This is a genomic window from Mycobacterium sp. IEC1808, from assembly GCF_002101935.1.
Lineage (GTDB): Bacteria > Actinomycetota > Actinomycetes > Mycobacteriales > Mycobacteriaceae > Mycobacterium.
In genome coordinates this window covers 1-24,710 of record NZ_LQPV01000016.1, presented here as the reverse complement: position 1 = coordinate 24,710, position 24,710 = coordinate 1, and the positions used below count along the sequence as shown (strand labels likewise).

The window sequence follows — 24,710 nt, the reverse complement described above, 5'->3', positions numbered from 1 at the left end:
ACAGCGGATGCGATTCGTATCTTCCACCCCACCTTGGCGCCGTTACATGTAACATAGCTTTATGTCATCTGCCCGAGATCGCGTTCGGCGACACCGCGAACGACTACGGCAACGAGGCCTGCGGCCAATCCAAATCTGGGTCCCGGACGTGAACGCCCCTGAGTTCGTTCGTGAAGCGCACCGCCAATCGGCACTGGTCTCCGCCAGCGAACAGGAACTCGACGACCAGGCCTTCGTCGACGCGATCTCGGCCGACTGGGATGACGCCACCTAAACATGCGACGAGGCGACATCTACACCGCCGCAGCCCGCGGTGCTTACAGCGGGAAACCACGTCCGGTGGTGGTCATTCAAGATGATCGGTTCGACGCAACGGCCTCCGTAACCGTTGTGCCGTTCACGACGAGCGACGTCGAGGCGCCATTACTTCGAATACCTGTTGAGCCCTCGGACACCACCGGCTTGGCTCAGGCCAGCCGACTGATGCTCGACAAGGTGACGACGGTACCCCGCTCCAGCCTGAGCCAGCAGGTCGGTCGTCTATCGGACGGAGACTTAGTTCAGCTCAACCGCGCGCTGCTGGTATTCCTCGGACTTACGGCCTGAAAAACCCAATACTGGCGAGGTCCGGCCCCGTTTTGATCACGTTGCTGCGCACCAAGACCGAAGCCCAGGCCCGCACGATCAGAAATGCAGGTGAGCCCGCTTTTACTCGATCTTGACTGCTTGTTGAATCGTCTTACCGACGATTGCGGACGTGACTAGTCTTCTAGAGGTGGAACTGGGGGTTTTGGGGCCTCTCCAGGTCCGGCGCGCTGGCGTGCCGGTCGCGATTCCGGGCGCCAAACCCCGGGCGATCCTCACCATGCTCGGGCTGCATGTCGGTTCGGTCGTGTCGGCCGACGCGCTCGTCGAGCTGTTGTGGGGCGAGGATCCCCCGCGAACGGCAGCCAAGGCCCTGCAAACCCACATCTCCGCACTGCGTCGCGCCCTGGGCGACGGGTTCGTGTTGACGGAAGGCTCCGGTTGGACCCTGGCCGAGAGCGCGGTTGACGCCTCGCGCTACAAGTCGGCCGCACGACGGGGACGCGACGCCGCCGCGGCCGGCGACACCGGCCAGGCGGTGGCCCGCTTCGAGGAGGCGCTCGAACTCTGGCGCGGCATCCCCGAGTTGCCCGACGGCCGCAGGGGAACATCCGAGAAGACGCGGTGGATCGAGGGCCACGCCGCGCTGGTGGAGGACCGGGCCGATGCGCTGCTCGCGACGGGTCGCGCCGCCGAGATCATCGGCGAGCTCGAGGCCGCGGTGGCCGATGCGCCACTGCGCGAAAGGCGTTGGGCCCAGCTGATGCTCGCCCTCTACCGTGCCGGCAGGCAAGGTGAGGCCCTGGGCGCCTACCAGCGGGCACGGACCCTGCTGGCCGATGAACTGGGCGTCGATCCCGGGCCGGAGCTGCGCCGGCTGGAGGCCGCGATCGTCGCGCAGGACGGCGCGCTGGAAACACCTGGCGCGCAAAATGTTCCGTCGGTGACCCGCGCCGTGACCTTCCTACTGACCGACATCGAGGGGTCGACCGCCGCGTGGGAGGCCGACGCCGCCGCCATGGGCATCGCGCTCGCACGCCACGACGAGCTCGTCGAACAGGTCGTCACGTCCCGTGGCGGACGGCTGATCAAGACCCGCGGTGAGGGCGATGCCACGTTCTCGGTCTTCGAGCGGCCGTCCGCGGCCGCCGCCGCCGCTCTGGAGCTGCAGGACGCGATCACGCACGAGCCGTGGGCGCTGCGGGAGCCCATGCGGGTCCGCGTGGCATTGCACACCGGGGAGGCCGAGTTCCGCGACGGCGACTACTTCGGAAGGGCGGTCAACCGCGCCGCGCGGCTGCGGTCGCTGGCGGCGGGCGGGCAGATCCTGTGTTCGGGCGCGACCGCCGAGCTCGTAATCGACTCCCTGCCCGACGATGTCGTGCTCGCCGACCTCGGCACGCGCCAGCTGCGCAACCTCGCGCGCCCGGAGCACGTCTTCGAGCTGCGGCTGGAGACCGCGGAAGACCCCGGTGCGGAAGTCCCCGGCGAGGCGCCTCTGGAACGCCCGGGCCTGCCGGCGGTGCTGGTCGGCCCGGGGCCGTTCGTCGGTCGCGGGCAAGAGCTCGAGCGGCTTTTTTTCGCGTGGCAGACCACGCTCGAGGGCGGCACGAACGCCGTGCTGATCGCCGGCGAACCCGGTGTCGGCAAGACGCGCCTGGCCGGCGAATGGTCACGACAGGCCTACGACCAAGGCGCCCTTGTCATTTACGGGCGCTGCGACGAGGACCTCGGTGCGCCGTACCAGCCGTTCGCGGAAGCCCTGCGTTCATTGGTCCCATGCCTTGGTAGCAGTCGGCTTCGTGAGCTGCGGGGCGCGGAAGCGCTCCTCCCCCTGGTTCCCGCGTTGACCGATGTCCTGCCCGACCTGGCCGCGCCGACGCGCGCCGACCCCGACACCGAACGCTACGCACTATTCGACGCCGTCGTTGCGCTGCTGAGTGTCGCGTCGGCGAGCGCGCCCGTCGTCCTGATCCTCGATGACCTGCACTGGGCGGCCAAACCCACGTTGCTCCTGTTGCGGCATCTGCTGCGGTTCGGCGAGCGGGCCCGCGTGCAAATCATCGGCACCTATCGCAGCACCGATCTCGACCGCTCCCATCCCCTTTCGGCCATGCTCGCCGACCTGCACCGTGACGGCACCGCCAATCGCCTTCAGCTCGGCGGGCTCGACGAGGAAGACGTGACCGCCTACGTCGCCGAGGCCGGCTACAACGACGAGGAGCTGGCTCGGGCTTTGGCGTCAGTGACGGGTGGCAACCCGTTCTTCCTCATCGAGGCGTTGCGGCACGTCGACGAAAGTGGCGGCAGGTGGGATCAGAGCACGCTGCCGCAAGGGGTCCGGGAGGCGGTGAGTCGCCGCCTTTCTCGGCTGACCACGGAGACGAACAAGGCCCTTGCCGCGGCGGCGGTCGTCGGTAGCCGATTCGCCCTGGAGCTGGTGGAGCGGGTGGTCGGCGACGACCTGGTCGACCCGTTCGACGAGGCCTGCAAGGCCGGCATTGTCATCGAAGAGCCCGGCGGCCACTACCGGTTCAACCACGCGCTCGTCCGACAGTCTCTGCTCGCCGAGCTGCCGTCGGTGCGGCGCATGCGGCTACACCAACGCATCGCCACGACGCTGGAGAACGAGCCCGGCGCCGACGACGAGTTGCTCGCCGAGCTGGCGCACCATTACTTCGAATGTGCTTGGGCGGGAAACGCGCTCAAGGCCGTCGAGTACTGCCGGCGCGCGGCGGACCAGGCGATGGCCCGCCTCGCGTACGAGGGCGCGGCCGACCTTTACGACCGGGCGCTGCACGCGCTCGAGGAAATCGACGACGAGCTGCCCGACCGCGACGACCAGACCGCCGAGCTGCTGATCGCGCGCTGCGAGGCCCTGCTGGCCGCGGGTGACGTGACTTCCGCCGCCAGGGCGGTCTCTCAATTGCAGGGGACCACAGTCGATTCCGCCCGGCTGGCGGCCTGGGCGACGTGCTTCGACGGCCAGCTGTCGATGTTGACCGATCCCGAGCGGTTGGACGAGGTCGAGGCTGCGGTGGGCGCGGCGGCCGACAAGCTGGCCGAACTGGGCGATGCCGCAGGCGAAGCCAAGGCGCACACCGTTCGTGCCGGCTGCCTGGCACGGCTCGGGAGAATCGGCGACTGCGAAGTCGCCTTGGACGACGCCCTGACCGCGGCGCGCCGCGCACGCGAACATCGCCGGGTGAATGCGGTTTTGGCGAATGCGCCACTCGCGGCGCTGTGGGGACCGAACCCGGTGCCGCGCGCGGGCGGGCGGTGCCTTGACGTCGTGCGCCTGCTGCGGATCACGACGGACTCGCCCGCCGTCGAGGCGACGTCGACGCGGTGCCAGGCTGTGTTGGAGGCCTTCCGGGGCCGTGCCGCGGCGGCCCGACGGATGATCGACTCCGCCCGGCGCACGGTTACCGAGCTCGGCCTGCGCCATGCCCTTCTCGAGGTCGAGCAGTTCGCCGGCATCGTCGAGCTGGTCGTCGACGATCCCGCGGCCGCCGAGCCACACCTGCGCAAGGCCTACAACGGCTTTCGTCGCATGGGCCTAGACGCCGACACGGCCGAGACCGCCGCGCTGCTGGGCCGCACGTGTCTGACGCTCGGCCGAGACGCTGAGGCCGAAGAATTGTGTTCGGAGAGCGAGCGTCTCGCCGGTCACGCGTTGAAGCCGTCGATCGCCTGGCGCACGCTTCGGGCACGGCTGCTGTCGCGCGCGGGCGAACACGGCGAGGCTCGGCGCGTCGCCGAGGCGGCCGTCGGCCTGGCCGAACGGACCGACGCGCTGGTCGATCACGCCGACGCATGCCTTTCCCTGGCAACGGTATTGGGCGCCGCCGGCGACGTCGCGGGCGCGCGGGCCTCCGCCGAGCGGGCCGTCGGGCTGTACGAGCGCAAAGGTGCGGCGGCACTTGCGGAGAAGGCACATGCACTTCTCGGCGCCGAAGACCGAACCCTCCCGGCTCCACGGGAAACTCCGCGGCAGGTCGAAGCGGACAACGCGTGCGTGCGAGCAGGTGAACGCATGAGCGCTCTCTTTGAACGCCAAGCGTGGGACGAAATTGCGCAGATGTACTCGCCGAAGGCATTCATTGAGAGTCGCCGGAAGGTAGTCGGGTTTACGCAGATGGCGTCGAGCGACTGGGTACCAGCGCAAAGGCCCATGTTCGAGACGGGTGCCGCGCGGGTCAACCAAGTGGTTATCGCCGTACGGGGCGAGCGCCTGGCTCTCTCCCGACTAAGGGTGGGCAGTGCCGATGTAAGCCCCGGAGCGCCGTATGACGAATTTCTCTCCCTCTACGGCATCGACGAGGAAGGTCGATTCGACCTGCAGGTGTGGTTCGACGTCGAAGACATCGAAGCAGCGATCGCCGAACTCGACGCCGTGCACGCCCGATTCGAGGAGGAGCAGCCGACGGCGCGGCGGTTGGAAAATGCGGCGACCAGAGTTCACGAGCGCGTCCCGCCGGTGGCCGAGGCTCTACCCGAACCTCCGAGCGTCGAAATCGACAACGCGGCCGTGCGGGTGGGCGAACGCGTGATGGCCGCCGTTCACCGCGGAGCCTGGGACGAGGTCGAGCGACTGTTCGCGCCCGGGGTCTTGATCGAGAATCGCCGGAAGGTCGTCGGTCTTACGCTGCCATCCGACCAGTGGCTACGCGGTTGGAGGCGCGAGGTCGAGACGAGCGGCGTGCGGGTCAAGCACGTCATGGTCGCGGCGCGAGGCGAGCGCCTGGCGCTCGCTCGAATGAGGGCCGGCACCGAAGACGTGGACCCTGGGGCCCCGTACGACGAATTGCTTCACCTGTATGCCATCGACGATGACGGTCGAGTCGCGCTGCAGATGTTCTTCGACGTCGAAGACATCGACGTCGCGATCGCCGAACTCGACGCCCGATTCGAGGCGGAGCAGCCAGGCCGGCGGCGGTTGGAGAACAAGGCGGCGCTGGTATTCGAGCATGTCTGGTCTCACTTCGCCACTGGCAACTGGGACGCCTTGGGGGACACCGTCGCCGACAACTATATCGGCGTCGATCACAGGCGGGTCGTGAGCGCGGACACGCAATATGGTCGGGCTGCGGTGGTCAGAGACTTGGCGGCGGCCGCCGAAGTCGGCTTCACGATCTCGATGGTGAGCGCAGTTGCGATTCGCGGAACGCGTCTTGTACTCGCACGTGTTCGCGCCGCCGGCCGCGACCCCGAGGCGATTTCAAATGATGCCCTGAACGTCGTCGAGATCGACGCGGACGATCGGATCGCGACGACCGTAACATTCGACCCGGAGGATTTCGATGCCGCCATTGCCGAGCTCGACGCGCGCTATCTCGCCGGAGAGGCGGCCGCCCATTCGCACTCGTGGTCAGTCGTCACCGGCGCCTACGCCGCGCTAAATCGACACGAGATCGCCGCAACAACAACAGAATTCGCGAGCATCGACCACCGCCGCGGAACGAAGTTCGCGCCCGGTGACCTGATCGCATACGTCCGCGCTACTTGGGATCTCGCACAAAACGGCAGCACCTACATCGAGACGGTCCACGAATTGAATAACCTCGGTGCGGTTGTCACACATGTCACCCGTGGAAGCTCACGAGAGGGCTTCGAAGCCGAGTGGCGGGAGGTCTTCCTCCTCACGGTCGAAGATGAATTACTCAGCCGCTGTGAGCTGTTCGACGAGGCGGACGTCGACGATGCCCTCGCGAGGATCAATCAGCTGAGCGGGCCCACACCACGGCTGGAAAACGCGGCAATCCGAATGCTCGAGCGCTACTTCGCCCGCTTTGCCGCCCGCGACTGGGACGTCATGGCCGAGACGCTGACCGACGACTTTCTGACCGACGACCGTCGGCGAGTGGTTAACGCAGGGGTTCGGCGCGGGCGGGATGCCGAAATCGCGAACATGCAGTCATTTGCCGAGATTGGGATCATCAACATCGCGCCGACCACGATCGCGACGCGTGGAGAGCGCCTCGTCCTCTGTCGTCACGATGTGTCTTTCCGCGACTGGACCGAGGCTTACGACGTGATCGGCGTTGTCGAGATCACCGACGACCAGATTTCTGCCCACGTTATGTTCGACGCCGACGACATTGCTGCCGCCATCGCCGAGCTCGATGCCCGCTACCTCGCTGGCGAAGCGGCGACTCACTCTGAAGTGTGGTCCGTCATTGCGGGTAGTTACGCTGCACTCAACCGCCGCGAGCCGCCCCTGACCTCGCCGGACGTCGTAAACGTCGATCACCGCCGGGAGACAGCGTTTGGGCCCGGCGACCTGACCGCATACATCCGCGCTGGATGGGACATCGCCCCAGGCATCAATATCTATGTCGAGCAAGTGCATCGGCTAAGCGATATCGGGGCAGTCGTTACTTACGCGGCACAAGAGACTTCGCCAAAGGGCATGAAGGCCGAGTGGCGCGGGATCGCGTTTTTCACAGTCGAAAGCAACATGGTCAACCGCACCGAGGTCTTCGACGAAACGGATGTCGACGCAGCGCTCGCGAGGTTCGAACAGCTTAGCCAGCCGGCACGGCGGCTCGAAAACGCGGCGAGCCTAGTGGCCGAACGCTTTTTAGAACGGTTCGCGGCCCGCGACTGGGACGCCCTGACGGACATATTCGCCGCCGACTTCTTCAACGAGGATCGCCGACGCGTGGTGGGCGCGGGCCTCGGACACGGCCGAGATGTCGAAATCGCAAGCATCCGTGCCGGTTACGACCTCGGGGGCACGAACATGACGTCGACCGTCATCGCGACCCGCGGAACGCGCCTCATCCTCACGCGCACGCGCCACTCGGGCGCAGATCAAGCGGCCGAAGGCTTCCTCGTCGATACCCTCAGCGTTGTTGAAGTCAACACCGACAATCGAATCGCGGCGCGCATCGTGTTCGAACCCGGCGACACCGACGCCGCCATCGCCGAACTCGACGCCCGCTATCTCGCCGGCGAGGCGGCCTCTCACGCGCGCACCTGGTCGGCAATCACGGAGGCTTATGCCGGGTTCAACCGGCGTGAGCTGTCCGCGACGACACCGAACTGGCTGAACATCGACCACCGTCGCGGAGCAGCATTTGCCCCCGGCGACATTATCGCGTACCTCCAAGCCGCATGGGACGACTCGCCTGACACCAAGATCTGCATCGAGGCTGTGCATCGGCTAAATAATCTTGGCGGGGTCGTCACCCATGTGGCACATGGGATCTCGCAAGCGGGCTTCGATGCCGAGTGGCGGGATGTTTCCCTGCTCATGGTCGAAGGCGACCTAGTGAGCCGTTGTGAGCTGTTCAATGAGTCAGATCTGGACGCCGCGCTTGCGAAATTCGAACAGCTCCGTCAGCCCACACCCCAGCTCGAAAACACGGCAAGCCGGGTGGATACGCGCTTTCAGGCGTGCTTCGCCGCCCGCGACTGGGAAACAATGGCCGAGATGCTGTCCGACGGATTTTCGATTGAAGATCGGCGTCGAGTCGTGAACATGGGGAACCTGCAGGGTCGAGATGCCGAACTCGGCGTGCATTCATACGCAGTTGTCGGATCCGAGAATGTGACATCAACGGTCATTGCGACACGCGCACAGCGCCTCGCGCTAAGTCATTACCGATTTTCGGGACGCGACCAACGGCCCGACGCGTTCCGCATCGAGATGCTCGCGCTCGTCGAGATCGATGCCGACGACCGGATGGCGGCGGTAGTCGTGTTCGACGCCGACGACATCGACGCTGCCATCGCGGAGCTCGACGCCCGGTACCTCGCCGGGGAGGCGGCGGCCCATGCACGCACATGGTCTGTCCTTTTGCAGGCCTACGCCGCACTCAATAGGCATGAAATGCCTTTGACGACGGCAGATTGGGTGAACGTTGACCACCGCCGAGGAACATCGTTTGCGTCCGGTGAAATGCCTGCGTTGCTTGACGCGGCCTGGAACCTCACGACTGACCTCAGGCATTCCATCGAGGCAGTGCATCGCCTCAGTGATCTCGGAGCCGTCGTCACTAACGCGTCGCGTGAGACTTCACACGAGGGCTTCGACGCCGAGTGGCGGGTGATCACCATTGGAACGGTGGAAGGTGACAGGCTCAACCGCTGCGAGGTATTCGACGAGGCCGACCTCGACGCGGCGATCACGAGGTTCGAGGAGTTGAGCCGCCCAGCCCCTGGGCTGAAAAACGCCGCAACCCGAGTGAACGACCGGATTTGGGAATGCTTCGACGCGCGCGACTGGGACAAGCTGAATGTGTTGTTCGCTGAGAACATGCGCCACGATGATCGCCGTCGGATGGTGGGTGCTGGAGTCCTGCAGGGAAGCGATGCCCAAATGCGAGACATGCGGGCGTACGCCGATATTGGGCTCAGGCCGACGATTAACGTCATCGCGACCCGCGGCGACCGCCTCGCTCTTACTCGTGCCCGGTTCTCGGGCCTCGACACCGAGCCGCAGGCGTTCCTCGTCGAGGGGCTCATCATCATTGAGATCGACGCTGACGAAAAGATGGCTACCGTCATCGCCTTCGACCCCGACGACGTCGACGCCGCGTTCGCGGAGCTCGAGGCGCGCTACCTTATCGATGAAGCGGCCGACTATGCATCCACATGGTCGGCCGTCAGGGCGGTTTACTCCGCGCTCAATCGACACGAGTATCCGGCGCTGACAAAGGATTCGGTGTGCATCGATCGTCGACCCCTCGTACCGATCGAGACGGCCGATCTGGCGACATGGATCCGCGAGGTGTGGGAAGTCATTCCGGACCTCAGCCACTACGTCGAAACTGTGCGTCGGCTCAGCAACTACGGAGCGGTGCTCACCCACGCAGCGCGCGGCACCTCGCAGGCAGGATTCGGCGCCGAGTGGCGGTTGATTGCCGTTCTGATATTCGAAGGTGATCAGATCACCCGGTTGGAGATCTTCGACGAGTCAGACCTCGACGCCGCGGTCGCTAGTTTTGACGAACTGCAACCGCAGGCGCCCCGACTAGAAAACGCAGCCAGCCATGTTTGTCAAGACTTTTGGAGCCACTACGCCGCCCGATCCTGGGACTGCGCGGCGGAGTTGCTCGCCAAGGACATTCGCACGGATGATCGACGCCGGGTCATCAACGCTGGGATTCAACGAGGGCGAGAAGTCGAAATCGCCAACCTGAGAGCTCTTGCCGACATCGGGGCGGACATAACGGTTACCGTCATTGCGACCCGCGGCGAGCTCATCGCGCTCACCGGTGTCAGTAGCTCAAATCGCGACCTGCAGCATGGGGAGTTCCGCATCGAGCTACTTAATCTCATCGAGATTGACACCGACAACAAGATCGCGGCGGCGGTCCTGTTCGAGCCCGACGATATTGATGCCGCCTTCGCGGAACTCGACGACCGCTACCTAGCCGGCGAAGCAGCCGCCCACGCGCGCGCTTGGTCAGTCATCGCGCGGAGCTATTCCGAGTCCAATCGTCACGAAATTACCAGCATGACACCGGCTTCCGTTTTCATCGACCATCGCGCGACGTTGCAGACCGAGCGGGAGGATGTGGCCGGATATCTTCGTAGTATCTGGGATCTCATGCCGGACATCAGCGTCCACATCGAGGCGGTGCATCGGCTGAGTGATTTAGGAGCGGTCATCACCCATGCTGCGCATGGAACCTCGCAAGACGGCTTTGACGCCGAATGGCGAGTAATCGTCGTTGGCATAGTCGAAGGCAACCTCTACACCCGGGTGGAGGTCTTTGACGAAGCAGACCTCGATGCCGCGACCGCCCGCTTTGAAGAACTTCACGCACCGGCACCGCGACTGCAAAACGCGGCAACCCGGATAGGAGAGCGAATCGGTGCCTGCTTCGCGGCCCGCGATTGGAACGCATTGGCGGGATTGCTCGCCGACGACGTTTGCACCGACGATCGCCGTCGCATCGTCGGCGCGGGAATCCGACACGGCCGGGACGCCGAGATCGCGGGCATGAAGGCCACCGCCGCGGTGGGGACGAAGAACATGACAGGGACCGTCCTGGCGACGCGCGGCGAGCGCCTGTACCTCGGTCGTGTCTGCTTCTCGGGTCATGATCAAGCGTCCGCGACGTTCATCGTAGAAGCGCTCGGCGTCGTCGAGACCAACGCCGACAACATGATTAAGGCGATCGTGACTTTCGAACTCGACGACGTCGACGCCGCCTTTGAGGAACTCGACGCCCGATACCTCGCTGGCGAAGCCGCCGCCCACGCGCACACATGGTCGGTCATAGCTCAGACACACGCCACGCTCAACCGCCACGAGATGCACCCGACGACGCCAGATTGGGTCAACATCGACCACCGGCGCGGGATAGCTTTCGCGCCAGGCGACATCGTCCGGTATGCCCGTGACACGTTCGACGACATGCCGGACGCCGCCTTCCGCATTGTCGCGGTGTATCGATTGAGCAGTCTCGGCGCGGTCATCTCCCAAGCGATACATGGGATATCCCGAAAGGGCCTGGAAGCCGAGTGGCAACACATCGCCCTTTACACATTCGAAGGTGAGTTGGTCAACCGCTGCGAAATATTTGACGAGGCAGACCTCGAAGCGGCACTGGCCCGGTTTAATGAATTGCACTCACAGAGGCGGCGCCTGGAAAACGCGGCAATCCGGGTCTACGGGCGCTTCCTTGCATACTTACGGGATCGCGAGTGGAACACCCTGACCAAAGTCCTGGCGGACGATGGTTACATCGATGATCACCGACACGTGGTGAATATTGGGCTTTGGCACGGTCGCGATGTCGTGATCGCAAACTTGCGGACCCTCGGCGAGGCAGGGGCACATACGACATTGGGCGTCATTGCGACCCGCGGGGAGCGCCTCGCCTTGACCCGTATCTGTTCCTCGAACAGCGACTTGCCGCATGGGGCGTTCCGCAGTGAGATGCTCAGCATCGTCGAGATCGATGCCGACGAGCGACTGACGGCGCACGTCGTGTTCGACCCTGAAGACCTCGACGCGGCCTTCGAGGAACTCGACGCCCGCTACCTCGCCGGTGAAGCGGCCGCCCACGCGCACACGTGGTCACTCGTAACACGCGCGTATGCAGCGCTCAACAGACGCCAACTCCCCAAGACGGCCCACGACTGGGTGAACATCGATCACCGCCGACTCGCGCCAATCCCGGCCGGTGGTCTGAGCGCATACCTTCTTGCAACATGGGACCTCTCGCCGCAATCCGGCATTCGGATCGAGGCTGTGCATCGGTTGAGCAAGGTCGGAGCTGTCGTCACCCAAGTTGTGAAAGGGACCTCACACCAAGGTTTTGAAGCCGAGTGGCGGACCATCGACGTTTCGACGTACTACGGCGACAAAATCAAACGGACGGAGCTGTTCGACGAGGCGGATTTTGACGCAGCCCTGGCGAGGTTCGACAAGCTCAATCGGCCACCACCACTTGAGAACAACGCCACCCGTACATGGTCTCGCATGGCCGACGCGACAAACCGTCGCGACATGGAGGGTTTCCTGGCCCTAACCGCTGCGGACCTGCGATATGAAGATCGACGAAAAGGCCTGCGCGGTGAATTCGAGGGTCTAGAACGGCGTAAGGCCGTGCAAACGATGTTCGAGTCCCTACCAACCAGCGTGCGGGTGACGGCGGACCCCATCGCGATCAGGGGATCTCGTCTTTCACTGATCCATATCTGTTACCGCGATACCGATTACGCCGATCGACCAGTCACCGTCGAGTTCTTGCAAGTCGCGGGAGTCGACGGGGGCGAACTAATGCGCGACAGCGTGAGCTTTGATCCCGAGGACATCAAGGCTGCCTTCGAGGAACTCGATACGCGCTATCTCGCCGGCGAAGCCGCCGCCCACGCACACACGTGGTCGGTCATCATGCAAACGTGTGCCGCGCTCAACCGACGCGAACTCTTCGCAACGACCGCAGACTTTGTCGACATCGACCATCGGCCCCTTGCCGCAGTCGGATCTGGTGACCTGATGGCTTACATCCGTGCGGCGCTAAACGATGGCGTGTACAGCATCTACGTCGAGACCGTACATCGGCTGAACGACCTCGGAGCAGCCGTCACCCTCGTGTCGAGCGGGACCTCACAAGAGGGTTTCGACGGCGAGTGGCGAATGACAACCATCTTTGCGGTCGAGGGCGACCTGGTCAGCCGCTGCGAGATGTTCGACGACACAGACCTCGACGCCGCGCTCGCTAGGTTCGACGAGCTCAATCGGCCGCCGCTGCTAGAGAATGCGGCGACGCGGATCTGGGCACTCGTCGCCGACGCGGTCAACCGCCGCGACGTCGACGGGCTCCTTGCGCTCGCCAGTGTGGACCACCGATTCGAGGACCGCCGATTAGGGTTGCGCGATGCGTTCGAAGGGCCAACACCGGGACGAAAGTCACTGCAGGCCATGTTCGAGACGATTCCCGGCACCTGGCGGTTAAAGGTCGACCCAGTCGCCGTCAGGGGCTCCCGCCTCTCGCTGACCCGGGCTCGTTACCGAGATATCGATGATGCCGATCGATCGATTGCGGTTGAGCTCCTACAAGTCACGCAAGTCGGCGACGACGAGCTGATGCACGACACCGTGCTCTTCGATTCCGACGACATCGACGGAGCCTTCGAGGAACTCGACGCCCGCTACCTCGCCGGCGAAGCGGCCACCTACGCACAGTCGTGGTCGGTCGCGATGCAGGCGTACGCCCGAGCTAACAGGCACGAACTTCCTGGAGTGACACCGGATTCGGCTTTCGTCGACCATCGGCCAGGCGTAGCGACCGAGGCGGAGGATCTGGCCGCGTATCTTCCCGCCATGTGGGACCTCATGCCGGACATCAGCGCCTACATCGAGGCGGTGCATCGGCTGTGTGAATTCGGATGCGTCATCACCCATGCTGCGCGTGGAACCTCGCACGAAGGCTTTGACGCCGAGTGGCGAACAATCAACGTCCTCACAGTCGAAGGCGATCTGTTAGACCGCGTTGAGGTCTACGACCAGGCCGACCTCGAGGCCGCACTCGCGAGATTCGGCGAGCTCAATCGGCCTGGCTAGCCTCGCCGGACGGTTTACCCCGAAAGCGCCTGCGGCGCACCACCAACACGACGACCAATGCCCCCACGGCCAGCACCGGTATCCACGGGATGAGGAATCCGACCGCCATTACGACGCCGTGGATAGCGGAGAGCAGCGACTGCCAGCCGTGTTGAAGCGCGCTCAGGAAACCAGGCTGAGGAATCGCCGCCGGTTTGGTCGAAAGGCTGACGTTGATCGTCGCGTAGGAGACCTGGTCGCCAAGCGTGGCACGCTGCGCCCGCAGCGAGTCCAGCTCGGCCTGTCGCTGGGTCAGCGATGACTCCGCCGCGAGCAGGTCACCGACGCTGCCGGCCCGGCGCATCAGGTCCAACAGGCGATCGACCGAGGTCTGCAACGCTTGGATGCGGGCGTCGAGATCGACGCGCTGCGACGTCACGTCGTTGTGCCCGATCGACATCGAGTCGACGGTCCCCAGTTTCTTGGCGTCGCCAAGCACCCCGTCGAGTTTGTCGGCGGGGATGCGCAAGACGAGATCCACTGTCGGCGAGGACGATCCGGACCGCTCCGATCGCGAGTCCACTCGGCCGCCGGAGTCGATGACGGCGGTGACGAGCCGGTCGGCCACCTGGGCGGGCTCGGAGACGACCATCTGCATCGACCCCGTCGTGATGACGTCACGTTTGTAGGTCGCGTCCGCAGGGGCCTGTGGCGGTGGCGGTGCTTCCGGTAGCGAGACGGTGTTCTCCGGAACGCCGGCCCTCGTCCCGGAAATCTGGCCCGCGGCGCCCCTATCCTCTGATGCTGGAATCTTGCCGCTGACAATGCCGTCAGCCGTCGGGGCGGAACGACCGTCCCGACTCACCGACCAGGTCCAGCCGCCGCCGATGAGTAGCGCGCCGACCACCGCCGCGGCAATCACGTTGCGCAGCTTGACGGTTCGCGCCTGCGATTTGCCCGATGGCTCCTTGGTGGGCGGGGCAGGTTGACTGGGCGTCACGGCGGCCCCGACCAACAGGGACCGCGGCGCGGCCGCAAACACGGCGTGGTCTGCGGGCTGCTCCCAGCCAGCTGGCACCTCGACGGGTTGCATCACGCGGTGCGGCACTTCACCGTCGGCAACGACGCGGCTGTCCACCGCGACAAATGCCGTGAACCGGCACAACACGCCAAACCGCAACGACGTCTTGATAATCCGCTTCTCCAGGTCCGGCGTGGCACCCGCGGCGTAGCGGTCCTCGAGGTCGCGCAGGTGTGCCCGGGCCCACTGCGCGGTCACGGCCGGGGCCGCCAGGCGTCGCCCGGCGACGGTGACCGACCAGTCCCCGCCCTCACCCGTCGTGCCGCGCAGCGTCAACGAACCGGACGCGCTCCCCCGATACCGCCCACTCACCACCAAAGGCACCCCGGGGAACAAGTCGGGCAGCCGGGCCGGGCTCGCGGTGCCCTCGATGATCGCCAGCCCCTCGGCGCACAGCGACAACGAACACGCGAGCGGCGCGCAGATGCGGCGGTGAATGGCGTCCATCGCCTCGTCGAGGCGGTCCTCGCTTTCCACCAGTTCGCAGCGCCCCCCGCCGACACTGGCGAGGCGCCAAAGGAATCCGGCGTTGACGGCCTGGTCGATGCCGACCGCGTGCACGCGCACCTGCTGCAGGTCGCCGGACAGTTCGTACAGGAGCTGGTCCTCGTTGCCGACCTGACCGTCGGTCACGAGGATGACGACGGCGTCGCGGGCCTCGCCGTTGCGCGATCCGCCCAGCAACGCGAGGCCCTGCCGCAGCGGCGCGACCATCTCGGTGCCGCCGCGCGCGTCGACTCGGGTAAGGTGCTCGACGGCGCGGTACCGGCGTCTCTCGCTGGCCTCGACCAGCCCGTCGGGCAGTCCGGCGGGACGGTCGGTCCGATCGTCAAACGTCAAGACCGCGAAGCGATCCTCGGCGGTGAGCGTGTCGACGATCCGCGCCGCGGCGCGGCGGGCCGCCACCATCTTCCAGCCGGCCATGCTGCCGGAGCGGTCGAGCACCAGCACCACGTCCCGCGGGCGCGGTGGCGCGCTGGCCGCCGGCGGCAGCACGGTGAGCTGATAGGTGCCCTCGTCGCCCTCCGAATCGGGCACCAGCACAAGCGAATCGGTGATATCTTCCGCTCCGTAGCGCAGCCGCAGCACGAAATCCCGGTTGGCGCGCTCGCCGGGGTGGACCCGTATCCGGCCGTTGTCGGTGGATACGGCGTGCAGGCTCGAGCGCACCTCCGACAGCGCCAGACCGGCGGGGTCGATGCCCACCTCGATGGACAGCGGAACCGGGTGAGGAAACCCGGGCAACAGCACGGGCGGGGTGATGCGCGACGCGTCGGGGACCGCGTCGGTGTCGTCGGCGTGCCCGTCACCGACCGCGATATCCGCGAGCGCGCGACCCGGGATGTACCGCGGCGCAACCACAAGCGGGAAACGGAACGTCGCGTCGCCGTCCGCGTAGGCCAAAGGGATGACGAGCGTCAGGGCGACGCTGATCCGTTCGCCGGGCAGGATGTTGCCGACCCGCATGGTGAAGACGTCCGGCCGCTCTTCTTCGGCGATGGACGCGCGCCGGCCCGAGGCGATGGCGTCGTCGTACGCCTGGCGGGCGGCCCCGCGCTCCCGCAGCTCGGCATCGACGACCCGCCCGTCGGCGGTCATCCGCATCCCCGTGACCGCCCCCCGATCCGGCACGGGGAACACGTAGCTGGCTTCCAAGGGCACGTCGAAGGAATTGACGAAGTCCTGCGTGAGCTCGACGCGGCTGGTGAGCCCGGTGATCTCGGCGCGCACGTCGATGCGCTCCAGCGGCAGGTTCCCGCGCTCGGTACTCAGAGCGCCAAGCCCGGCCTCGTCGTCCGGGGCGGCCACCCGATCGGTTTCGGCGTCGGCCATCGACGTGATGCGGACGGTCATGAGGGGCTCCGTTCATCTGGGGTCAGCAGGCCACGCTCGGCCAGCAGTTCGAGCAGCGGCCGGGCGGCCGCACGGATCGCGTCGATGTCGTCTTCGTCGGGCCGGCCGCCGCCCGTAGACCCGGCGGGCAGCAGCAACAGTGCCCCGCCGGGCAGGCTGACGGCCGCCAACTTGGTGACACTGTCAGCGCCGTCGCCGTTGGCCGCCGGTTCGGCGGCGGCGGGTGGTTCGGCCCAGAAGCGTTGTCGGCGAACGGGACTCGGCGCCGGTTCCTCGAGATCCGCAGCCATCAGTTCGTCGGGCACGGCGGCGACTTTGCGCAACGCTTCGTCCGTCGCTCCCGCGAGTTCGGCCTGGATGTCGGCGAGCGAGCGGCCCTCGGCCTGGCGCCGTTTGACCGCGACGATCTGCAGCAGGTGCCGCGGGCCGTATAGCGCCGAGCGCCCCTGCATGGTCGGCCGGTCGACGAGCCCGGTCGTCGTGTACCACCGGACAGCCCGGCGATCGGGCAGGCCCCGGACGCGCCCGTTGGGCGCGCCCGGATACGCGGGATCGGCCAGCCCGGAGGCCACCCGTCGCACCAGCTCGTCCAGCGTCCAGGACGCCACGTCGGCCATCCGTCGATACTGACACTGTCACAATGACACTGTCAAGGTTTTGGCAACAGCTCGATTACCGACGCGGTGAAAACGCATCTGGCGAATCGAGAAGTGCATACGCTTCATCCGCACAGGGACAAGGAGGAAACGTGTCGCTTCTGGTGGTGGCCCCGGAGTTATTGACATCGGCCGCCGCGGATTTGGAGAGCATCGGCTCGTCGGTGAGCGCGGCGCATCTGGCGGCCGCGCTTCCGACGACGGGGATGGCGGCGGCCGCCGGCGATGAGGTCTCGCAGGCGGTGGCGGCGTTGTTCACCGCCTACGGGCAGCAGTATCAGGCGCTCAGCGCCCGGGCCGGCGCGTTTCAACGACAGTTTGCGCAGGCCCTCAATGCGGCGGCCGGCTCGTATGTTGCCGTGGACGAAGCGGGGGCGTCGTTGCTCGGTGCCGTCAACGCAGCCACCGAAGCGGTGTCGGGCCGCCCGCTGATCGGCACCGGCAGTGCCGCCGGGACAGGCGTGGCCGACGCGGCGATCAACGACCTCAACCTGCTCGCCCAGCGCGAGTTCGGCATCTACAACTTTCGCGACTGGCGCGGATGGGCCGCGTTTTTGTTGGACTACACGTGGGGCTTGGAAGGCACGGCGCTGGGCTACGGCGTGCAAGCCCTCAACGCGTTCACGCCGAACGGGGGCGGCTACGACGCCGCCTTCAGCGCGCTGGTGGGATCCTACGTCTACCGCGGCGGCATCGGGCTGCCCGGCTTTGCCAGCACGATGGGCAACGTCACCACCCATCTGGGAACCGGCCCGGGCGCCGACGACGTGATGGTCAACCACGAAGAGGTGCACGTCTGGCAGAGCAGGCTTTTCGGCCCGCTGTTCCAAACCAGTTACGCCGCTTGGGCGGTCGGCGGATACTTCGTGGGGACGGGCTACTGGTTGTTGCACCCGAACCTGGACTGGTTCAGCCTGGTCGAGACGGCGTCGTACTACGACAACCCTTGGGAGGTCTGGGCGTACAACAACGACAACAACTGGCCACCGCCGGGCGCGAACCCGGCGCTGCTGTGGCCAGCCTGGACCGACCCGGTCCTGCTCTCGCCGATTTGGATGGCGCCGATCAAGCCGTTCTTGTAGCCGGTTCGCTCAATCCTCTTGGGTTCCAACCAGTTCACGCAGCAGGCGCCAGCGCTTCTCCGGCCAGAGCGGCTTTCGCTTCGCGTTTCGTGCCGGGCGTGCGCACGTAGGCGAACCAGGTGATCACCGCGCACAGCACGTAGAAGCCCAAGAAGACCCAGTACGCCGTCGTCGCGGATTTCGCCGGCGACAGGTAGGACGCCCGCAGCACGACATTGATGCCGACGCCGCCGAGCGCGCCGATGGCGCCGGCGATTCCGATGAGCGCGCCCGACATCCGGCGCGACCAGTCGGCCTTCTCCCCTGGGCTGACACCGTCGATGCTCTGCGCCTTGGCGTCGAAGATCGACGGGATCATCTTGTATACCGAACCGTTTCCGATTCCGGACAGGATGAACAGGGCGACGAACCCGACCACGTAGGCAACCAGCACGCCGCCCGACGGGGCGCGATGTTTGGCGTCGGCCATCGCGCCGAAACCGACCAGCCACCCGGCCGCGGCGATCATCGCGGCGAACGTGTACAGCGTGACCTTGCTGCCGCCGATGCGGTCGGACAGCCAACCGCCGACCGGCCGCACGATCGAACCCAGCAGCGGCCCTATGAACGCGATCTGCGCGGCGTGCAGCGCCGCGTGCGCCGCCATGGCCGGAGTCACCTTCGCGCCGTGGCTCAGGTTGGCCAGGAAGCTGATCTGAAGAACTTGGCCGAAGGCGAACGAAAAGCCGATGAACGATCCGAAGGTGCCGATGTAGAGCACGGCAATCAGCCACGAGTCGCGGTAGGCCATCACGTCGATCATCGAGCGGCCGTTGGTGCGCTGGTTGGTCAGGTTGTCCATGAACAGCGCGGCGCCCACGGCGGCGACGGACAGGAGCACCAAATACACCGCGCACACCCAGTGCGGGGAGCGGTTGCCCGCGGTCGCGATCACCAACAGTCCGACGACCTGGATCATTGCGACGCCGATGTTCCCGCCGCCGGCGTTGAGCCCCAGCGCCCACCCCTTGAGCCGCTGGGGATAGAAGGCATTGATGTTGGTCATCGACGACGCGAAGTTGCCGCCGCCCAATCCGGCCACCGCCGCCACGACCATGAACGTCGTGTAGGACGTCCCGGGATGGGCCATGAAGTACAGCGTCAACACCGTTGGGATCACGAGCACCATCGCGGAGAACACGGTCCAGTTTCGCCCGCCGAATGTTGCGGTCGCGAACGTGTAGGGCAGGCGCAGGATCGCTCCGACCAGCGTCGGCATCGCGACCAGAAAGAACTTTCCGGCGGCATCGATGTGGTAGATGTTCTGCGGCATGAAAAGGACCATCACCGACCAGATCGACCAGACCGAAAACCCGACGTGCTCGGCGAAGATGGACCAGATCAGGTTGCGGCGCGCGATCTTGGCTCCGCCGTTGTTCCAGGCGTCGACGTCTTCGGCGTCCCAGTCGTCGATCGTGTGTTGGCGCGTCATTAGCGGCATGCGAGAACGGTAGGAAAGTGTTGTTGCGGCAAGGCTTGCCCGCGATGACCTACTTGCTACAAGCCACTCACAAACCGGCACGTAGGCCCTGTGAGGTCGACGGCGGTTTGAGGTGGCTTTTCCGGTCCCCGATGGGATAGCCCAGGCCAGATGCCAAGCGGCGCAAGGACAATGACGAAAATTGTTGTGGGCCTTGCTGGTCAGCGACGCGACGGCTGCCGGTCGGTGCTGCGGCGACGTCCCAGTAGCACGCAAAACAGGGCGAACCCCCCCAGCAACGGGTGAACGATGCGGTCGCGCATGTCGACCGGCACCACGCCCATCAGGTCGGTGCCGTGAAATGCCTCAAGCCCGGTCACGACGGCATAGACGAGTCCGACCGCCAGGGCTGCTGCGAACGCGACTCGGCGGTATGCGATACCGACCGCGAGCACGACGACCGTCGCGAGCTGCCAGACCGATCGCCAACCGTCTCCGGGCAGGCTGAAGCTGGCCCCCGCCACCAATGTTGAGGTGGCGCGCACCCCGAGAAATAACGCAACGACGACGCAATACCAGCGCGGGGCCATCGTCGTACCCGTCCAGCCAGAGCTCATCGGAAGCTCCTCTCAATTCCGTTACTGCCACAGCGGCAGTAACGAGACTGACTATACTGCCACTGTGGCAATAAGGGGAGTGACCAATGGCCGGGACTCCGGTCCCCCGCGCCGGCGCCGTCGCGCGCCCGCGGAGGCGCGCCGCGAAATCCTCGAGGCCGCGGCCGGGTTGCTGGCCGAGCAGCCCGCGCACGCCGTAAGCGTGGCCGCGATCATGGATCGAACCACGCTGTCGCGCAAGTCCTTTTACGTATATTTCCGCGACCGCGCCGAACTGATCGGCGCGCTGGTGCGGCCCCTGCGCGTCGAGGCGGACGCCGCCCTGGCCCGATGGCGCCAGGCTGAAGATCCGGTCGCGGCCGGGCGCGAGGCCTTGGTGAGCGCGGCGGACACCTATCGCCGGCACGGCGCGATTCTGCGTGCGGTGTTCTGGTCGTCGGGCACTGATCCCGAGGTGGCCGCGGCCCGCTCGGCGCTGATCGACCCGGTGATCGACGTTGCCGAGGCCATCATCGACGGCGCGGACAGCAATCTCGACGATCCTCGGGGTGCCGCGACGGCATTGGTGACCATGAACGTTCACCGGCTGCTGACGTTGACCCCTGACACCTCTGACGCGGAAATGCGCGCGCTCGTGGACACATTGGCCACGATCTGGAAACGCACGATCTATTCAGGCAAGGGTTAGCCCGGCACCGATCATCGCGTCGACGCTCGACGCCGTGGCGGGCGATGCGCTGCCTGCACGTCGGCGTTGGCCAGCGTCTGTGCCTGAGCGGCCAGCGTCGACGCCCTGTTGGCATGCGCAATCGCTTCGGGTTCGTTCGTTCTTTCCTTGCCGTGCGCCGCTTGCAAATGCCGTTGTGCCTCGTCCAACCGGCGCTGGGCCTCGGCACCGATGCTCTGGCGATGCCTGGCCACGTAGTCGGTGATCTGGCGCAATCTGGCGTCCGCGGTGGATAACGCTTGCGCCAACGAGCGCGCTTCGATGGTCGCCTGCGCGTCGCCGGCGTCGACCCGCTGCGCGGCGCGACGGCGGCGGTGACGGCGATAGAGCACGAGACCCACCACGACGACGATCACGGCGACGATGACGCCGATCGCGATCAGCAGCCAGATCCGTTTAGACGAGCTTGGCGCTTTGTTCAACCCGTCGGCCGCGGCGACCGCGGCACCGCGCCAGTCTTTGGCGTTCACCGCTGGTTCAATTTTGTTGCTGCGCAAGCTGTTCAGCTCGGCCGCCGTGAGGCCCTCCATGTTCGGCGGCGCGGTGAACGCGTACAGTTTGGTGTTCGTTGCCACCGCAAGCAGGGCGTCGTAGTCGCCCATCGCGCTCGCGCTGCGGGTTCGGTCGGCCCAGTTCTCGGGTTTGAACCGGGAGAAATTGTCGACGTAGACCACCCACAGTTGAATGTGGCGATCGCGGTACAACCGGTCGATCGCAGTGCTGACCGCCGCCCGGTCCGAATCCGTCAGCGCCCCGGTGGTGTCGGTGATGTGATCGGTCAGCTTGGACGGCGGTTGCGCGCCGGCGGGCGTCGCCCACAGCAGCCCCGCCGTCAGGATCGTCAGGACCACACCGAAGAGGCGAACAGCGCGCATACCGGTAATTTAGCCCGCCGCCGGCCGCCGCCCGGCGGGTCGCCACCGCGCCAAGCGGCGACCGCACCATCACCTGCCGTCGGCGATCGGCGCTGAATGCACTAATTTTCCTCGGGTGACGTTCTCAGCTGGCGCAGTCGCGCGGTGGATCGCCCCTCTTCTAGCGGTTGCGGCTTTTCTAGCCGACCCGGTGCACGTCGGTCCCGCCCCGGCGGTGCGGTTGATCGATGACGCCAACCCGTTGGCCGGCATGCCGTTCTACGTCAACCCGAACTCGGCGGCCATGCGTGCGGCACAGCATGCCGATCCGGCGAGTCCCGAGTTGACCGCGATCGCCAACACGCCGCAGGCGTACTGGATCGTCCCGGGCTCGTCCGCATCGACGGTCGCGAAGTACACCGGCGACGCCGCGGCATCCGGCGCCATCCCGGTTCTGGCGATCTACGGGATTCCGCACCGCGACTGCGGCAGCTTCGCGGCGGGCGGCATGGGGTCGGCCGATGACTACCGCGGGTGGATCGACGGGATCGCATCCCAGGTGGGCGGCACGCGGACGGCGATCATCCTCGAGCCCGATGCGCTCGCCATGGCCGACTGCCTGTCGGCCGACCAGCGCCAGGAACGCTACGACTTGATTCGCTACGCCGTCGACACGCTGACGCGCAATCCGGGCACGGCCGTGTACGTCGACGGTGGTCACTTGCGCTGGCATAGCGCCGAGGACATGGCCGCCCGGCTCAACAAGGTCGATGTCGCCCGTGCGCGGGGTTTCAGCCTCAACACCGCGAACTTCTTCACCACCGGGGACGAAATCGGTTACGGGGAGGCGATTTCCGGGCTCACGAACGGCTCGCACTACGTGATCGACACGTCGCGCAACGGCGCCGGGCCGGCTCCCGACTCCGGGCTCAACTGGTGCAATCCCAGTGGCCGAGGACTCGGCGCTCCCCCGACCACTGCTACCGCGGGCGCGCACGCCGACGCTTACCTGTGGATCAAACGTCCCGGCGAATCCGACGGAACGTGCGACAAAGGTGATCCACCGGCGGGCACCTTCGTGAGCCAGTACGCCATCGATCTGGCCCACGCGGCGGGCTCGTAACGCGCCTCCTCGAGCGGCCATCGCGGCCGTCTGAATTTCGAGTCGGAGCACGACGCCAACACGAAGCCGCGTGGCGCAAAGAACCGAGCTTCGATCCGGAAATATCTGGGCTATACAGACCTGGGTCTTGTTAAATACAGTTTGCCGGTTCGAGTCACCCCGATGAAGTTGAGGGGAGCCGCAGATGTCGAGTTACCTGATCGTCGCACCGGAGGCGTTGGCCGCGGCCTCGGCGGATTTGAGCGGAATCGGTGAGGCGATCAAGGAGGCTACGGCGTCGTGGGCCCCGTCCACCACGGGGATCGCGCCGGCTGCCGCCGACGAGGTCTCGGCCGCGATTGCGCGGCTGTTCGGGAACTATGCGCAGACGTATCAGACGCTGGGCGCCCAGGCGGTCGCGTTTCAGCAGGAGTTCATGCAGGCCCTGAGCGGCGGCGCGGGCTCATACGCGGCCGCCGAGGCGACCAGCGCGGCGTTTCTGGGGCTTCCCGGCCTGCGGGCCGTCGAGCGGAACCTGCTGGACACGTTCAATGCCTACTCACTGACGTTTACGGGCCGGCCGCTGATCGGCAACGGCGCCAACGCCGCCCCCGGCACCAGCGGCAGCGGCGGGGCCGGCGGGGTCGGCGGGTTCTCGGCGGGCGGGACCGGCGGAATCGGTGGAACCGGCGGGTCAGGTGGGCTGCTCGGCGGGCTGTTCGGCGCCGGCGGCGGCGCCGGCGGGGCCGGCGGAGCCGGGGACATCGGCGGGGCGGGCGGTGCCGCGGAGCCGGCGGCATGCTGGTCGGTGCCGGTGGCGCCGGCGGCGCTGGCGGGTTGGGCGGCACCGGGGCCGGCGGCGCCGGCGGACCCGGCGGCGCCGGCGCCCTGCTGGTGGGTAACGGCGGTCCCGGCGGTGTCGGCGGCACAAGCTTCAGCGGCGACGGCGGGGCCGGCGGTACCGGCGGCCACTCCGGCTGGCTGCTCGGCTCCGCCGGCTCGGGCGGCGCCGGCGGCAACAACTTTGGCAGCGGCACCGGCGGCCACGGCGGGGCCGGCGGTGACGCCGGCGTGATCGGTTTCGGCGGGATCGGTGGGGCCGGCGGGTTCGCGTCGGCCGGGGCCGGCGGTGCCGGCGGTGCCGGCGGCGCCGGTGCCCTGCTGGCCGGCGACGGCGGTGCCGGTGGGGCCGGCGCCCAGGGCGCCAGCGGTTTTGCCGGTGGGGTCGGCGGGGCCGGCGGCAGGGCGGTGCTGCTCGGCATTGGCGGGTCTGGCGGGATCGGCGGCCTCGGCGCACCGGCCGGCGGCAACGGCGCCAACGGGCTGTTGATGCCGGCGGCGGTGCTCAACGTGATCAACGCGCCCAGCGTGGCCCTGACCGGGCGTGCGCTGATCGGCAACGGCGTCCCCGGCGCCGCGGGCAGCGGAGCCAGCGGGACGCCCGGCGGATGGTTGCTCGGCGACGGCGGAGCCGGCGGCTCCGGCGCAAACGGCCTGCCGGGCGGTGCCGGCGGCGCTGCGGGGCTGCTGGGCGCCGGCGGGGTCGGCGGGGCCGGCGGGTTCGGGGCGTCCGGCCCCGGCCGGGCCGGCGGCATGGGGGGCCATGGCGGTTGGCTGTTCGGTAACGGCGGTCCCGGCGGGGCCGGCGGCGTCGGCGCCGCCGTGGGAGCCGACGGGAACGGCG

At 66.8% G+C, this 24,710-nt stretch carries 11 protein-coding genes and 1 pseudogene; 7 read left to right on the top strand and 5 right to left on the bottom strand.

Annotated features, from left to right (window positions below; all coding sequences use genetic code 11):
• Positions 1 to 61 precede the first annotated feature (61 nt).
• From AWB92_RS09890 to AWB92_RS09880, 3 genes are all read left to right on the top strand, one after another.
• Entirely contained in the window at positions 62 to 274 is a 213-nt protein-coding gene (locus tag AWB92_RS09890; RefSeq protein ID WP_085185190.1) for an antitoxin MazE family protein, read from the top strand.
• 2 nt (positions 275 to 276) lie between these two features.
• A complete protein-coding gene (locus AWB92_RS09885; protein ID WP_085185189.1) occupies positions 277 to 606 on the top strand; it encodes a type II toxin-antitoxin system PemK/MazF family toxin in 330 nt (109 codons plus the stop codon).
• Positions 607 to 775: 169 nt separating this feature from the next.
• A complete protein-coding gene (locus AWB92_RS09880) occupies positions 776 to 13,615 on the top strand; it encodes a BTAD domain-containing putative transcriptional regulator (protein WP_277622286.1) in 12,840 nt (4,279 codons plus the stop codon).
• Here the strand turns inward: AWB92_RS09880 and AWB92_RS09875 are convergent.
• Together AWB92_RS09875 and AWB92_RS09870 are read right to left on the bottom strand one after the other, a co-directional pair.
• Positions 13,599 to 16,529 carry a DUF4349 domain-containing protein gene (locus tag AWB92_RS09875; protein WP_085185187.1) on the bottom strand — a complete coding sequence of 977 codons (2,931 nt, stop codon included), beginning with the start codon at positions 16,527 to 16,529 and terminating at the stop codon, positions 13,599 to 13,601. The genes AWB92_RS09880 and AWB92_RS09875 overlap by 17 nt on opposite strands.
• The gene (locus AWB92_RS09870; protein ID WP_085185186.1) at positions 16,526 to 17,146 is read right to left on the bottom strand and encodes a MerR family transcriptional regulator; all 621 of its coding nucleotides are present in this window, start codon (positions 17,144 to 17,146) and stop codon (positions 16,526 to 16,528) included. Before AWB92_RS09870 ends, AWB92_RS09875 begins: the two co-directional genes overlap by 4 nt.
• Positions 17,147 to 17,277: 131 nt before the next feature.
• On the opposite strand from AWB92_RS09870, the gene AWB92_RS09865 reads away from it, so the two are divergent.
• A complete protein-coding gene (locus tag AWB92_RS09865; protein WP_085185185.1) occupies positions 17,278 to 18,267 on the top strand; it encodes a PE family protein in 990 nt (329 codons plus the stop codon).
• Between the two features lie 34 nt (positions 18,268 to 18,301).
• On the opposite strand, the gene AWB92_RS09860 is transcribed toward AWB92_RS09865, so the two are convergent.
• Positions 18,302 to 19,747 (bottom strand): nitrate/nitrite transporter, encoded by a 1,446-nt coding sequence (locus AWB92_RS09860; RefSeq protein WP_085185184.1) that lies wholly within the window; start codon positions 19,745 to 19,747, stop codon positions 18,302 to 18,304.
• 200 nt (positions 19,748 to 19,947) lie between these two features.
• Positions 19,948 to 20,343 carry a hypothetical protein gene (locus AWB92_RS09855; RefSeq protein ID WP_142282029.1) on the bottom strand — a complete coding sequence of 132 codons (396 nt, stop codon included), beginning with the start codon at positions 20,341 to 20,343 and terminating at the stop codon, positions 19,948 to 19,950.
• A gap of 64 nt (positions 20,344 to 20,407) precedes the next feature.
• Between AWB92_RS09855 and AWB92_RS09850 the strand changes: the two genes are divergently transcribed.
• Entirely contained in the window at positions 20,408 to 21,031 is a 624-nt protein-coding gene (locus tag AWB92_RS09850; RefSeq protein WP_241523414.1) for a TetR/AcrR family transcriptional regulator, read from the top strand.
• Positions 21,032 to 21,042: 11 nt separating this feature from the next.
• On the opposite strand, the gene AWB92_RS09845 is transcribed toward AWB92_RS09850, so the two are convergent.
• A complete protein-coding gene (locus AWB92_RS09845; protein WP_085185181.1) occupies positions 21,043 to 21,945 on the bottom strand; it encodes a TPM domain-containing protein in 903 nt (300 codons plus the stop codon).
• 115 nt (positions 21,946 to 22,060) lie between these two features.
• On the opposite strand from AWB92_RS09845, the gene AWB92_RS09840 reads away from it, so the two are divergent.
• Positions 22,061 to 23,047 carry a glycoside hydrolase family 6 protein gene (locus AWB92_RS09840; protein WP_085185180.1) on the top strand — a complete coding sequence of 329 codons (987 nt, stop codon included), beginning with the start codon at positions 22,061 to 22,063 and terminating at the stop codon, positions 23,045 to 23,047.
• Between the two features lie 184 nt (positions 23,048 to 23,231).
• Positions 23,232 to 24,710: pseudogene (locus AWB92_RS31030) on the top strand (PE family protein); the annotation flags it as partial.